The 13,160-nt window shown below is 65.0% G+C and carries 14 protein-coding genes; 8 read left to right on the top strand and 6 right to left on the bottom strand.

Features of this window, described 5'->3' with window-relative positions:
* Positions 1-25: 25 nt before the first annotated feature.
* On the bottom strand, positions 26-760 hold the full coding sequence (locus tag ISS99_RS21665) for a 16S rRNA (uracil(1498)-N(3))-methyltransferase (RefSeq protein WP_204634016.1): 735 nt from the start codon (positions 758-760) through the stop codon (positions 26-28).
* A 204-nt stretch (positions 761-964) separates the two neighbouring features.
* Between ISS99_RS21665 and ISS99_RS21660 the strand changes: the two genes are divergently transcribed.
* Entirely contained in the window at positions 965-1,297 is a 333-nt protein-coding gene (locus ISS99_RS21660) for a hypothetical protein (RefSeq protein ID WP_204633665.1), read from the top strand.
* Between the two features lie 37 nt (positions 1,298-1,334).
* Here ISS99_RS21660 and ISS99_RS21655 read toward each other — a convergent pair whose 3' ends face one another.
* Complete coding sequence (locus tag ISS99_RS21655; protein WP_204633664.1) at positions 1,335-2,705, bottom strand: adenosylmethionine--8-amino-7-oxononanoate transaminase; 1,371 nt, start codon at positions 2,703-2,705, stop codon at positions 1,335-1,337.
* A 62-nt stretch (positions 2,706-2,767) separates the two neighbouring features.
* On the opposite strand from ISS99_RS21655, the gene gspN reads away from it, so the two are divergent.
* From gspN to ISS99_RS21625, 6 genes are all read left to right on the top strand, one after another.
* Positions 2,768-3,547: a type II secretion system protein N gene (gspN, locus tag ISS99_RS21650; protein WP_204633663.1), complete on the top strand. Its 780-nt coding sequence runs from the start codon at positions 2,768-2,770 to the stop codon at positions 3,545-3,547.
* Positions 3,544-4,323, top strand: a complete 780-nt coding sequence (locus ISS99_RS21645; protein WP_204633662.1) for an inositol monophosphatase family protein — start codon at positions 3,544-3,546, stop codon at positions 4,321-4,323. The genes gspN and ISS99_RS21645 overlap by 4 nt, the downstream gene beginning before the upstream one ends.
* Positions 4,324-4,421: 98 nt before the next feature.
* Complete coding sequence (gene nudE, locus ISS99_RS21640) at positions 4,422-4,979, top strand: ADP compounds hydrolase NudE (RefSeq protein WP_204633661.1); 558 nt, start codon at positions 4,422-4,424, stop codon at positions 4,977-4,979.
* Positions 4,976-5,797, top strand: a complete 822-nt coding sequence (cysQ, locus tag ISS99_RS21635; RefSeq protein WP_284343654.1) for a 3'(2'),5'-bisphosphate nucleotidase CysQ — start codon at positions 4,976-4,978, stop codon at positions 5,795-5,797. The genes nudE and cysQ overlap by 4 nt, the downstream gene beginning before the upstream one ends.
* On the top strand, positions 5,794-6,606 hold the full coding sequence (gene mazG / locus ISS99_RS21630) for a nucleoside triphosphate pyrophosphohydrolase (RefSeq protein ID WP_204633660.1): 813 nt from the start codon (positions 5,794-5,796) through the stop codon (positions 6,604-6,606). Before cysQ ends, mazG begins: the two co-directional genes overlap by 4 nt.
* A 132-nt stretch (positions 6,607-6,738) precedes the next feature.
* Entirely contained in the window at positions 6,739-7,518 is a 780-nt protein-coding gene (locus tag ISS99_RS21625; protein WP_204633659.1) for a DUF4097 family beta strand repeat-containing protein, read from the top strand.
* Here the strand turns inward: ISS99_RS21625 and ISS99_RS21620 are convergent.
* From ISS99_RS21620 to ISS99_RS21605, 4 genes are read right to left on the bottom strand one after another with little or no spacing between them, the layout of a single operon-like run.
* The gene (locus ISS99_RS21620) at positions 7,515-8,660 is read right to left on the bottom strand and encodes an SLC13 family permease (protein WP_204633658.1); all 1,146 of its coding nucleotides are present in this window, start codon (positions 8,658-8,660) and stop codon (positions 7,515-7,517) included. The two genes, ISS99_RS21625 and ISS99_RS21620, sit on opposite strands and share 4 nt — an antisense overlap.
* Complete coding sequence (locus ISS99_RS23705) at positions 8,660-9,289, bottom strand: glutathione S-transferase family protein (RefSeq protein WP_204633657.1); 630 nt, start codon at positions 9,287-9,289, stop codon at positions 8,660-8,662. Before ISS99_RS23705 ends, ISS99_RS21620 begins: the two co-directional genes overlap by 1 nt.
* A 49-nt stretch (positions 9,290-9,338) precedes the next feature.
* Positions 9,339-11,822, bottom strand: coding sequence for an ABC transporter permease (locus tag ISS99_RS21610; RefSeq protein WP_204633656.1), 2,484 nt, complete (start codon positions 11,820-11,822; stop codon positions 9,339-9,341).
* The gene (locus ISS99_RS21605) at positions 11,819-12,520 is read right to left on the bottom strand and encodes an ABC transporter ATP-binding protein (RefSeq protein WP_204633655.1); all 702 of its coding nucleotides are present in this window, start codon (positions 12,518-12,520) and stop codon (positions 11,819-11,821) included. The genes ISS99_RS21610 and ISS99_RS21605 overlap by 4 nt, the downstream gene beginning before the upstream one ends.
* On the opposite strand from ISS99_RS21605, the gene ISS99_RS21600 reads away from it, so the two are divergent.
* Entirely contained in the window at positions 12,519-13,130 is a 612-nt protein-coding gene (locus ISS99_RS21600; RefSeq protein WP_204633654.1) for an arylesterase, read from the top strand. The genes ISS99_RS21605 and ISS99_RS21600 overlap by 2 nt on opposite strands.
* Positions 13,131-13,160 lie beyond the last annotated feature (30 nt).

Here is a 13,160-nt window from a genome sequence, read left to right as displayed (position 1 = left end):
GGGCTGATCGGGCGCACGGCGACGTTCAAAAATCGCCGTGTAACGCCTGCAACGCAGCAAGCGCTGCCAATCCCGCCGTTTCCGTACGTAAAATACGCGGCCCCAGGCGCAGCCCCTGGAAGCCTGCACCCTGCAATGCCGCCACGTCGCGGTCGCCAAGCCCGCCTTCCGGACCGACCACCAGCGTTCCACCGGCGGCGCCGAACCGCAGTTCCCGTGCGCGCAGCGCCCCTTCCGGCAATAGGGCCAGGCGCTGCGTCCCGTCATCGGGCAGGCCTTTGAGCCAATCCTGCAGCGGCTGCGCAGGAAGCACCTGCGGAATGCAAACGCGTCCGCTTTGTTCGCAGGCGCTGGCGGCCACGGCACGCCAGTGTTGCAGGCGCTTTTCGGCGCGGGAAGCGTCCAGTTTCACTTCGGAGCGCTCGGTAAACAAAGGCACGATGCGCGCCACGCCCAGTTCGGTGGCCTTTTGCACGATCAGGTCCATCTTTTCGCCGCGCGCCACGCCTTGTGCCAGGGTGAGCGGCAGCGGAGATTCGTTGTCGATCCGTTCGCGATCGTCGATGCGCACGACGACATCGCGTTTGCCGACCGACAGCAGTGTCGCGGTGTAGTCGTAGCCATCGCCGTTGAACACGGTGAGCAGGTCACCGGCGTTCATGCGCAGAACGCGCGCAACGTGCTCGGCCGCCTGCGCGGGCAGGGCCAGTTCGGAGGCGGGCGACAGCGGTTGATCGATGTGGATGCGGATGGTGCGCACGCGAGCCTGGATGAGCGGATTCGATGACTGGATAGACCGTCCAGCATACAACGGACCGTCCGCCTGGGCGGCCTTTTTGTTCATGCAGGTGAACGCATATGGCCGTCTTTATGGCCGGCTCTTGCGGCTGGACGGGGGTCGTATCAGCATGGGTGTTGACCCACAGCAGGCTCGCCGTCCCCGCCCTGCGAGCAGGAGGTTGCCATGTCCAAGTTCGTTACCGTCGTCGTGCTGCTGGTCGCGGCCGGCTTTGCGACAGCGGCTCGCGCCGCCCCGCAAAATGCGCCGCAAGATACCCCCAAGGACCAGTCGACGGCGCCCCAGACTTCCCAACCCGTCCACGCCTCGCCGATCAAGCCTGGCGACCGCAATTGCATCCGCGACACGGGCAGCCTCATTCCTCCCAAGAAGGGGGAATGCCTGCCGGTGATGGGTCGTTCGTACAGCCAGAAGGACATCCAGGCGACCGGGCAGACCCAGCTGGGGCCCGCGCTGCAGCAGTTGGATCCTGCCATTACCGTTAGCGGACATCACTGAGGCCGCTGCAGACACACCAATGCGAGGGCTCGGCCCTTCACGCCCCGTTTTTGACGGCTAGCGCAATGCCTTCGCGTGCCACGCGCACCAGGTGATCGATGTCGCCTTCGTTCACCACGTACGGCGGCATGAAATAAATGATGTTGCCTAACGGCCGTAGCAGGGCACCGTTTTGCAGGCCATGCAGGTAAACGTGCAGGCCGCGTCGTTCCTCGGCGGGAAAAGGACGGCGCGTGCTCTTGTCCGCCACCAGTTCCACTGCTGCGATCATGCCGTGCTGGCGCACATCGGCGACGTGCGGATGGTCGCGCAACGGTTCCAGTTGACGCGCTAGATGCGCCGCGAGACCGCGGTTACGTTCCAGTACGGGCTCGTCGCGAAAGATCGCTAGGGTTTCCAGCGCCGCGCGGCAGGCCAGCGGATTGCCGGTGTAGCTGTGCGAATGCAGAAATGCCTTGCCGGCGTTGTATTCGGCGTAGAAGGCTTCGTATACGCGAGGCGTGGTCAATACGGCGGAAAGGGGCAGGGTGCCGCCGGTGAGTCCCTTGGACAGACACAGGAAGTCCGGTGCGATACCGGCCTGCTCGCAAGCGAACATCGTGCCGGTGCGGCCGAAACCCACCGCAATTTCGTCGGCGATCAGGTGTACGTCGTAGCGATCGCACAGCGCGCGCAAACCGCTGAGGTAGCTCGGGTGGTACATGCGCATGCCGCCGGCACATTGCACCAGTGGTTCGACGATGACGGCGCAGGTTTCGCCGGCGTGCCGTTCAAGCAGATCGCGCATGGCTTCCAGCCGGCGTGCGGCGGTTTGTTCCGGCGATTCGCCCGGCTCGCCTTCATAGGCATCCGGCGAAGGGGCAAGGATCGGCGTAAGCAGCAATGGCGCATAGGTCTTGCGATACAGCGCCACGTCGCTGACCGAAAGAGCACCGAGCGTTTCGCCGTGATAGCTGCCAGTGAGCGCGATGAAGCGCGTTTTCTCGCCGTGTCCCTGGTTGAGCCAGTAGTGGAAGCTCATCTTCAGCGCGACTTCGACCGCGGCCGAACCGTTGTCGGCAAAGAACACCTTTTCCAGGCCCGGCGGCGTGATGCGCACCAGTTGCTCGGCCAGCTCGATCGCCACGGGATGGGTGAAGCCCGCGAAGATGACGTGCTCCAGCGTTTTCGCCTGTTCGGCGAGCCCCGCGGCAATGCGGGGGTTGGCGTGACCGAACAGATTGGTCCACCAGGAGCTGATCCCGTCCAGGTAGCGACGGCCGTCGGCATCGATCAGCCACGGGCCCTCGCCTCTGACGATCGGTACCATGGGAACCCGTTCGTGGTCGTGCATCTGGGTGCAGGGATGCCAGATGTGTTGCAGGTCGCGCGCGGCGAGTGCGGCGTTGGTAGGGGAGGCTTGGGTCATCCGGCTATGATCGGGGCAGTGGCGGCGCTGCTCAAGCCGTCCCGTCCTCTCGCGGAACATCCATGAAACGTTTGCGTGCGCCGCTGATCGGCCTGGCGGCTGTAATACTCGTGTTGGCGCTGCTGGTGTGGTTCATGCCGGCGCAACTGGCCCTGTTGCTGATGTCCTCGCGCTTGCGCGGCGTACGGCTGCAGCAGGTCTCCGGCACCGTGTGGCAAGGTCGCGCCGGCCAGGTCGTGGCGGCCAATGGCACGGACCTGGGCCAACTGGACTGGACGCTTTCGCGCCGGGCCTTGCTGGGAGACGTGCTGCTGGGGCTGGATCTTCGTCAGCCTCGCTTGCAGGTGCAGGGACAGATGCATTGCCTTTCCGATACGCAACAGGACTGGCACGACATCGTCTTGCACCTGGATCTTTCCATGCTGGGCCAACAGCCGGTGCTGCACGGGCAACCGTCGGGACAACTGGATCTGCACGTCGATCACGCGTTGTTGCAGAGCAATTGGCCTATGGATGTGGACGCTGCCGGTACCTTCTCGCACGTTGCGCTTCGCACCGCGCAGGGCACGGTGCCGCTGGGCGGTGCACGGCTGGTTATCCGTGCGCAGGCCGGCGTATTGCGCGCGACATTGGACGATGACGGCAGTGGTCCCTTGCAGACGGCTGGACGGCTATCTTTCAGTCCGCTGGGCTGGGATCTGCAGTTCAACATGCGGCCGCGCAGCGGCAATCCGGCGCTGCTGCAATGGCTGCGAGGATTCGGCGGCCGTACTACGGACGGCAGCGTGCAACTCCGCTATCGTGGCGGTCTGGCTCAACTCCACACGACGGGACATCCATGAACGACCAGCCATGGGACGTGGCGCTGAAGGCGGCACGCGACGCTGCGGAAGCAGCGGCCGAGGTGATACGCCACTACTGGCTGCGCGGCGTACAGGTCGAGATCAAATCCGATGCCACGCCGGTGACGATCGCCGACCGCGAGGCGGAGCAGGCGATTCGCGCCGTGCTGGCGCCGGCCCTGCCTGGAGCGGCGATTTACGGCGAGGAATTCGGCCTGGATGGCAGCCGCGACGGCTTGCTGTGGCTGGTCGATCCGCTGGACGGTACGAAGAGCTTCGTACGCCGCACTCCGTTCTTTTCCACCCAGATCGCCCTGATGCACCGTGGCGAGCTGGTGCTTGGCGTATCGAGTGCCCCGGTCTACGGCGAAACGATGTGGGCCTGCGGCGGCGGCGGCGCCTGGTTGAACGGCGAGCGGGTGCAGGTGGCGTCGACCGCCGACCTGTCCCAGGCCTCGATTTCCACCGGCAACGTGAAAACCCTGACGGCCGATGCGCGCTGGCAGGTGCTGGGCGCGATGATCCGCGACAGCAACCGCATCCGCGGTTACGGCGATTTCTGCCATTACCACCTGCTGGCACGCGGCGGCCTGGATCTGGTGATCGAATCGGACGTCAACATCCTCGATGTGGCCGCACTGGCGGTGATCGTTCGCGAGGCGGGCGGCGTGTTCACCGATCTGGAGGGGCGGGGGCTGACGCTCGAGACGCAGAGTGTGCTGGCGGGTACGCCGGGCATCCACGCCAAGGCATTGACGCGCTTTCGGGAATCGTAAATCGGGGTCGGGGGTCGACAAGTGTCGCTGCCATTCGCCGCTTCCATCTATGCGGCGACTCCCGATTCCCTATTCCCGGATTCCTTTACAATCCCCCGATGCCACGCTATCCCATCATTCATGCCAAGCGCGATTCGGATACCAGCAGCTTTCTGCGCGTGGAGCGGGTCGACCTGGAATTCTCCAACGGCGAGCACCGCGTCTACGAGCGCCTGAAAGGCAGCGGGCTGGGCGCGGTGATCATCGTGCCGATGATCGACGACGAAACCGTGCTGCTGGTGCGCGAATACGGCGTGGGCGTGGAGCGCTACGAACTGGGCCTGCCCAAGGGCCGGCTGGATCGCGACGAGACCGTCGAGCAGGGCGCCAACCGCGAGCTGAAGGAAGAAGTCGGCTACGGCGCCCGTTCGCTGAAAATTCTGCACAACCTTTCGCTGTCGCCGTCCTACATGACGCATATGGCGCACGTCGTGCTGGCGCAGGACCTGTATCCCGAAAGCCTCCCCGGCGACGAGCCCGAGCCGCTCGAAGTGGTGCCGTGGAAGCTCGCCGATCTGCATACCCTGGTCTCGCGTGACGACGTCACCGAAGGCCGCTCCATCGCCGCGTTGTTCATGGCGCGCGAATTCCTAGCCGGACGTCTGCAACGAACGTGAGCGATACTCTCGATCTCCCCCTGTTACTCCAGATCGGTCAATTGGCACGCCGTGCCGGCGAGGCCATCATGGAGGTCTACCGCCAGGACTTCGACGTCGAGGTCAAGGCGGATCATTCGCCGCTCACCGCCGCGGATCTTGCCGCGCAAAAGGTGATCGCGGCTGGCCTGGCCGAGCTCGATCCGGTGCTGCCGGTGGTATCGGAAGAGGCCAGCCACATTCCCTGGGAACAGCGCCGCGGATGGTCGCGCTACTGGCTGGTCGATCCGCTGGACGGCACGCGCGAGTTCGTCAAGCGCAATGGCGAATTTACCGTCAACATTGCATTGATCGAGCAGGGCGAGACGGTCATGGGCGTGGTGCTGGCGCCAGTGACCGGGGACCTGTTTGCCGCCGCGCGCGGACACGGCGCCTGGTGGCAGGTGCAGGCGGATGCCGAATGGGAGCGCATCTTTACCCGCACGCTGGCCAATCCGCCGGTGGCCGCTGGCAGCCGTTCGCACGGCGATCAGGCCGAAGCGGTGATGCGCCGGCTGCTCGGCGAGGACTACCTGCTGCAACCGCTGGGTTCCTCGCTGAAGTTCTGCCTGCTGGCCCGCGGCGCTGCCGACGTGTATCTGCGCCGCGGCCCGACCAGCGAATGGGATACCGCCGCCGCACAGTGCGTGCTGGAAGAATCCGGCGGTGCCGTGCTCGACCTGAGCGGCAAGTCGTTGCGCTATAACCGCGGCGAATCGGTGATCAACCCGGAATTCCTGGCGGTGGGCGACAGCGGCATCGACTGGGCATCGCGCATGCGCGATGCCGGCCTGCCATGAGCACGACGACCCGCCACAGCCTCGCCGATCTCCTTGCCATCATGGCCCGCCTGCGCGATCCCGAGCGCGGCTGTCCGTGGGACGTCAAGCAGGATTTCAGCACCATCGCGCCTTATACCGTCGAGGAAGCCTACGAGGTGGCCGACGCCATCGACCGCCGCGACTGGCCGGACCTGCGCGACGAGCTGGGCGACCTGTTGCTGCAGGTGGTCTTTCACGCGCAGATGGCGCAAGAGCAGGGGCTGTTCGATTTCGACGACGTGGCGCACGCGATCAGCGACAAGATGCTGCGTCGCCATCCGCACGTCTTCGGCGACGTCACCTATGCCGACCTCGACGAGCAGAAGCGCGCCTGGGACGAGATCAAGGCAAGCGAACGTGCGGCCAAGGGCGATACCCACGATTCCAGCGTGCTGGCCGGCGTTTCGCGCGGGCAGCCGGAGTGGCAGCGCGCGCTCAAATTGCAGCAGCGCGCCGCCACGGTGGGCTTCGATTGGCCGGATCACCGGCCGGTGATCGAAAAGCTGCATGAGGAGCTGGCCGAAGTGGACGCCGAGTTCGCTGCCGGTGCCGATCCGGCCAGACTGGAGGACGAAATCGGCGACGTGTTGTTCGTGGCCGTCAATCTGGCTCGGCATGCCAGGGTGGATTTTGCACGGGCGCTGAAGCACGCCAATGCAAAATTCGAACGGCGCTTCCGCAGGATGGAACAACTGGCCGCGGAAGACGAGCGTGCCTTGCAAGCCATGGACTTGGCCCAGCAGGAAGCCCTTTGGCGCCGGGCAAAGGCGGAGGAACCCAAGCTTTAGGCACTTACGCGCGTTCGCCGCGGCACGGTAAGACGGAGGCGGCACTTTTGTCATCCACGGGGAGATGCCGGTTGTTGCAACCTTTCCCCGCCGGCAGGCATCAGAGCATTCGTACAACGACCGGAGATTCCCATGCGCCGCACCCTCGTTCTCTTGATGCCTTTACTGCTGCTTCCTCTGGTCGCAGCCGCGGACGAATGCCGCTATTCGGCGCCGCGCAATCTGCACGACGACCTTTCCGGCGTGCGCGGCGTGCAGATCGAGTTGCACAGCCACGACATGCATCTGATGGGTAGCGGCAATTCCCGCTCGCTCGAAGTCACCGGGCGCGCCTGCGCTTCCTCGGAGTCCAAGCTCAGCAACCTGCAGGTGACCTCGCACCGCGAAGGCGATCAGTTGATCATCGACGTGGGCGGCAACAACAACATCGATGTCAGTTTCTTCGGCGTCTCCTATGAAAACCTGGATTTGCAGATCCAGCTTCCTTCGAGCATGCCGGTCACGGTCAACACCGGATCCGGCGATGCCTATGTCAGCGGGCTTTCCCAGGTCAATGCACAGACTGGATCTGGCGATCTGCACATCAACGATATCTCCGGCGCGGTTACCGTGACCGCCGGTTCGGGCGACGTGGAAGTGGCCAATATCGGCAGCCTGCGTGCCGGCTCCGTCGGCTCCGGCGATCTGAAGGCCACCACGGTCAGGAGCGACGTGCACATCGGCAGCGTAGGTTCCGGCGACGTGGAGCTGGATCAGGTCAGCGGCAGCGTGGACGTCGGTACGCTCGGTTCCGGCGACCTCACCGTGCGCAATGTCCGCGGCAACCTTACCGTGGGTGCCAAGGGCAGCGGCGACGTCACTCACTCCAACATCGGCGGCAGCGTCAACGTGCCGCACGATGACGACGACTAAGCCAATAATCTCGTCACCAGATACACCAGCGGCGCGCAGATCAATAGAAACGGAATCGAAACCTGGTGAAACAGCCGCATCGCGCCTGGCTGTTTCGCCAGGCGCAGGGCGATCAGGTTGGCCAGCGAACCGATCGCGACGCCGAAGCCGCCGACATTGACGGCCACCGCCAGCGCCATCGCATTCGGTGCACGATCAAGCAGCAACACGGTAGCCGGCACGTTGCTGATCAACTGCGAACTCGCGATACCGCTCAGATAAAGCGCCCACGGCCGGTCGAAGGCGATGCCGTCGAGCAGCCGGCCGATGGCCGGCAAAGCCGCGAAATGGCCCAGGCCCAGGAAGATGGCGGCGAACGTCGCCATCAGGAACCAATCGATCCGCGCCAGGCTGCGCGTCGAAAAAAACGCAAACGCCAGCACCAGCAGCAAGGCGCCAAGCGGTGCGCGGCCGTATTCCATCATCAGCACCATCACCGCCAGGCCAGCCAGCGAGAGCGTGGCCAGCCACGCCGAGATTCGATGCCCATCGAGGCGCTCGGCTTGCAGTTGCACGCGATCCCTGGGCAGCCAGCACCAGGTCAAAGCAGCCACCAGCACAAACATCACCACGGTCGTTGGTGCCATGGCGCCGACAAAATGCAGGAACGGTACCTGTGCGTGTTGCCAGATCAGCAGGTTCTGCGGATTGCCGATCGGGCTGAGCGTGGAGCCGGCGTTGACCGCCAAGGCTTCCAGAATCGCCATGCGCAACGCCGGAAGGTTGGACATGCCGGCGATGGCGACGGTCAATGGCACGACAAGGAACAGGCTTACGTCGTTGGTCAGCACCGTCGACAACACGGCCGTCATGCTTACCAGCAGCAAGCCCACGCCGCGCAACGTATGCACGCGTGCGACCAGGGCGCCGGCCACGTGCTGAACCAGCCCGCTGTCGCGAATGCCCTGGATCGCGATCAGCAAGCCTAGCAAGCCGCACAGCGTTGGCCATTGCAGCCATTGCTGATAGCGCGCCATGGGCTGCGGGTCGATCGCTGCGAGAATCAAGGCGATCACTGCGAACAACCCCAGCAGCCATTCGCGTTTCAGGCGGTTGCGCCACGTGCTCGTGGTTTTGCGTGACTGGCCGCCTGAAATAGGCATTACCACTCGCTCAAGTCTTCAAGCTCATACAGCCGTTTCCAGCTGGGGCGTGCGCGAACCCGATCCGCCAACTGCTTCAATGCCGGCCATTCGGTGGCAGGGCGCGGCATGTTGCGCGACCAGCGCATCAGCATTGTCAGGAGCAGGTCCACCCCGGAAAAATTCGCGCCGAGCACATAAGGGCCGTGCGCGGAAAGATGCGCTTCGAGCTGATCCCACGTGTTCTCGATCTTGCGTTGCAATGCCGCGCGGATTTCAGGCGGATGTTCCTGCGCACCCAGTTCCTGCGGATAGAACCACAAGCGATAGGTCGACATCAGCGTGTTGCTGAGAAAAACCGTCCACTGCAGCCAGGTATCGCGCTCGGGCGTGCCGAGCGGTGGAATCAGTTTGGCTTCCGGATGGCGTTCGGCCAGCACGGTGAGCAATGCCGCCGATTCGCAAACCGGGCGGCCATCGATCACCAGCGTGGGCACCTTGCCGGCTGGGTTGAGCTTGAGGTAATCGCCTCGAGCCTGCGCTTCCGTCTTCAGGTCGACCAGTTCCAGCCGATAGTCCGCACCGATTTCCAGCAGGGCCAGATGCACGACCATGCTGGCGGTGCCCGGCGAGTAATAGAGGGTATACACGAGCGCGTTCTTCCTGGTGGGAGAAGAACATCGTACATGCTTCCCGTCTTTACTCGGCGCGGAGCAAGCGCATCGGCGGCGTGCGGGTGACTTTGCGCGTACCCGCCAGCCCCAGCACCATCACCAGCAAGGCGGCCAGCAGCGCGGCCAGTGCCAGCGGCGCCGGATGCGGCATGAAATCCTTGAGGTGAAACACGCTGCGTCCCAGCCACCATCCGCCCACCGTTGCGCCGAATGCGGCAGTGATGCCCGCGATCAGGCCCAACAACGCAAACTCGCAGGCCGCGGCGACGCGCAGCACGCCGCGGCGCGCACCCAGCGTGCGCAGCAGGGCCGCTTCGTGGCGTCGTTCCTGGCCGCTGGTAGCCAACGCTGCGGCCAGTACGAGCGCGCCGGCAAGCAAGCTGAAACCCAACACCCAGCGCACGGCGGCGGTCACGCGCTGGACGATCTCGCGCACGCGATCGAGCAGGGCATCCACGTCGATCAGGCTCAGGTTCGGATAAGCGCGGGAGAGCCCGGCCAGCGCTTCGGTGTGCCCGCGCGGCAGATAGAAACTGGCGATCCACGTATGCGGCAGCGCGCTAGCGTGCTGCGGATCCATCAACAGGAAGAAATTCACCCGGAAAGACGTCCAGTCCACTTTGCGGAAATTGGCCACTTTCGCATCGAGCTGGCCTTCGCCCACGTCGAAACGCATGGTGTCGCCAAGTTTCAATCCGTATATGTCGCGCCACATCACGTCCACCGAAACTTCGGGCTCATTCGGATGAGGCGCAAACCACTGGCCGGCGATCAGTGTGTTGGATGCAGGCAGCTGATCGGACCAGGACAGGCGCAGTTGGCGATCGTTCCATTCCTTGGCGCGCGGGTCCTTGAAGTGGATCGTGTCGATCGGCTGGCCGTTGATGGCGGTGAGCTTGCCGACCGCGAGCGGCATCAGGTTGAGCTGGTTGGCGCCCATGCCGGCAAGCGCCTTGCCGAAATCGGCGCGTTGATCGTCCTGCAGATTGAGCACGAACCAGTTAGGTGTGTCCGAAGGCAGCTCCTGCCGCCAGCCATCGAGCAGCGCAGGCGCCACGATGGCGAGCAGCAACAAGGCCGTAAGGCCCAGGCTGAGTGCCGTGGCTTGCACGATGCTCAGGCCGCGCCGGCGCGCGAGCGCGGCAATGCCCAGGCGCAGTGCGGGGTGGCCGCCCGGTGCGATGCGCCTGGCCATCCACAGCAGCAGAGCGGCGAGCAGGGCTGCCACGACGGCCACGCCAAGCAGGCTTGCGGCGAGAATGCCGGCCAGCGTGGCCGAGCCGCTGAGGCGCCAGATCAGTGCGAGCGCCACCGCGGCCGGGATCAGGTACAGCACGTCGAAGCGCCGGATGCGGCGAGCGAGGCTGGCCCGGAAGACCGCGGCCGGCGGCACATCGGCCAGGCGCACCAGCGGAGGCAGGGCGAAGCCTGCCAGCACCGCCACGCCCATGCCGGCAGCTGCCAGCGAGGGCAAAACCGGCAATATCGTTGGCACGCCGGCAAACAGTTGGCTGGCGAACATCCACGCGCCCTGCGCAAAGGCCAGCGCCAGCAGCACGCCGACGATCGCGGCCGGCAACGCCAGCCCGCCCAGTGTGCCCAGCAACAGGCCGAACACTCGCCGGCGCGAGGTGCCCAGTGCGCGCAGCAGCGAGATTTCCGCGGTTTTGCGCCGCGCATAGCGTTGGGATGCGAGCGCAATGGCAACACCGGACAACAGTGCGGAGAGCAATGCGGTCAGGCGCAGAAAGGAGCCGGCACGATCAAAGGCGTTGCGCATCCGCTCCTGGGTTTGCTCGGGAGTAATCAGTTCGCCGCCTTGCGGAAGCGTGGCCGTCTTCGCCCAGTTGCGCCAGCCCTGCACGGCGCGCGGCGCACCGGCCAGCAACAGGCTGTGGCGTGCACGGCTGCCGATGCCGAGCAGGCCGGCTTGGCGGGCATCGTCCAGATTCATCAGCGCGCGCGGCGCCATCGCGATCAGTTCGCCCCCATCGGGCTGTTGCACCAATTCGCCGGCAATGCGCAGATCCTTGCCGCCGAGCTGCACGGCGTCGCCGACGCGGCGATGCAAAGCGACCAGCGCGCGATGATCGAGCAACACCGTGCCTGCTGCCGGTCCGTGGCCTTGCACGGCACGTCCGCTCGCGTCGCCGATCAGCAAGGTGCCGCGCAGGGGATAGTCGGTATCGGTGGCCAGCACATCCAGCAACTGGCTCTGGTCTTGTGCAAAAGCCACGCTCGGAAAACTGGCGGTATGGCTGATCGCCAGGCTGCGCTCGCGGCCCGCGGCAGCAAACGAATCGGGAATGTCCTGCGGTGCCGACACGCCCACGTCACCGCCGATCAATTCGGCTGCGCTGGCCAGCAGACCGCGCTCCATCCGTGTCGTAAGCGTGGCGACTACACCCAGCGCCACCACGGCCAGCACCAGCGAAGCGGCTAGGGTGCGCAGTTCAGGCAAATGCCATTCGCGGCGCAGGCTGCGCAGGGCCAGGAGCAGGATTTTCATGCCAGCGGCTCCAGCCTGCCTTCCTGCAGCTCCACTCTGCGCACGCAGCGTTCGGCCAATTGCAGATCGTGCGTCACCAGTACCAGCGTGGTGGCGTGATCGCGATTGAGGGCGAACAGCAGGTCGCAGACGTGCCGTCCGGTGCGCCGGTCGAGATTGCCGGTGGGCTCGTCGGCGAACAGAATGCGCGGGCCATGCACGAAGGCGCGTGCGATCGCCACGCGTTGCTGTTCGCCGCCGGAAAGTTGCGCCGGGTAATGCTTGCGGCGTCCGCTGAGTCCCACCGCTTCGAGCGCTTCGTGCGCTCGTTCGCGGGCGTCCGGATTGCCCTCCAGCTCCAGCGGCAGCATCACATTCTGTTCGGCGGTCAGCGCCGGCAGCAGGTGAAACGACTGGAACACGAAACCGACCAGGCGCCGGCGCAAATCCGCGCGCGCTTCCTCGTCGAGCCGTTCCAGCTCGTGGCCATCCAGCCTGATGCTGCCGTGCGTGGGTGTGTCCAGGCCGGCGAGCAAGCCGAGCAAGGTGGTCTTGCCGGAGCCGGAAGCGCCGACGATGGCAAAGCTTTCGCCGTGGCTGACCTGCATCGCCACGTTGCTGAGGATATCCAGCCTGCCCTCGGGGCCGTTGACGGACTTGCTAACATCGCGCACTTCGAGGACACAACCCTCTGCGGCCGGACGAGAACCACCACTCATGCGTCGTTTCCTTTGTCTGCTCGTTCTGCTTTGCGGTATCGGTACGTTGGCGGCTGCGCCGGCGAAAACCCTGGTCGTGCTGGGCGACTCACTGTCCGCCGCGCACAACATTCCCGTAGAAGCGGGCTGGGTGCATCTGCTGGAAGTTCGTTTGAACCAGATGGAGCCGGGTTGGACGGTCGTCAATGCCAGCATCAGCGGCGAAACGTCGCTGAGCGGGCGCCATCGCCTGCCGGCGCTGCTGGCGCAATACCACCCGCGCATCGTGGTGATCGAACTGGGCGCCAACGACGGCCTGCGGGGCCTGGCGCTACCCGATCTGCGCAACAACCTTGCGGCCATGATCGATGCATCCCAGCACGCCGGAGCCAAGGTTTTGCTGCTGGGCATCGAGCTGCCGGTGAATTACGGGCCGCGCTATCGCGATGGCCTGCGTGCGATCTATGCCGATCTGGCCCGTGAAAAGCACGTTGCGCTGGTGCCGTTCCTGCTCGAGGGGGTGGCGCTCGATCCTTCGCTGATGCAGGAAGACGGCCTTCATCCGGTGGCGGCCGGAGAACCAAAAGTGCTCGATACGGTGTGGTCGCAGCTCGGTCCGTTGCTGAAATAAGGCACTTACACGCGCTTTTGCCGCTGCCAC

It is taken from the genome of Dyella mobilis (assembly GCF_016904945.1).
Classification (GTDB): domain Bacteria; phylum Pseudomonadota; class Gammaproteobacteria; order Xanthomonadales; family Rhodanobacteraceae; genus Dyella_B; species Dyella_B mobilis.
Note: the sequence above shows the minus strand (reverse complement) of the source record. Positions and strands in the feature narration are given on the sequence as shown.

Coding starts and splice junctions, on each gene's coding strand:
- ISS99_RS21660 (WP_204633665.1), top strand. CDS start 965: ATGTCCAAGTTCGTTACCGTCGTCGTGCTGCTGGTCGCGGCCGGCTTT.
- ISS99_RS21655 (WP_204633664.1), bottom strand. CDS start 2,705: ATGACCCAAGCCTCCCCTACCAACGCCGCACTCGCCGCGCGCGACCTG.
- gspN (WP_204633663.1), top strand. CDS start 2,768: ATGAAACGTTTGCGTGCGCCGCTGATCGGCCTGGCGGCTGTAATACTC.
- ISS99_RS21645 (WP_204633662.1), top strand. CDS start 3,544: ATGAACGACCAGCCATGGGACGTGGCGCTGAAGGCGGCACGCGACGCT.
- nudE (WP_204633661.1), top strand. CDS start 4,422: ATGCCACGCTATCCCATCATTCATGCCAAGCGCGATTCGGATACCAGC.
- mazG (WP_204633660.1), top strand. CDS start 5,794: ATGAGCACGACGACCCGCCACAGCCTCGCCGATCTCCTTGCCATCATG.
- ISS99_RS21625 (WP_204633659.1), top strand. CDS start 6,739: ATGCGCCGCACCCTCGTTCTCTTGATGCCTTTACTGCTGCTTCCTCTG.
- ISS99_RS21620 (WP_204633658.1), bottom strand. CDS start 8,660: ATGCCTATTTCAGGCGGCCAGTCACGCAAAACCACGAGCACGTGGCGC.
- ISS99_RS21610 (WP_204633656.1), bottom strand. CDS start 11,822: ATGAAAATCCTGCTCCTGGCCCTGCGCAGCCTGCGCCGCGAATGGCAT.
- ISS99_RS21600 (WP_204633654.1), top strand. CDS start 12,519: ATGCGTCGTTTCCTTTGTCTGCTCGTTCTGCTTTGCGGTATCGGTACG.
- ISS99_RS21605 (WP_204633655.1), bottom strand. CDS start 12,520: ATGAGTGGTGGTTCTCGTCCGGCCGCAGAGGGTTGTGTCCTCGAAGTG.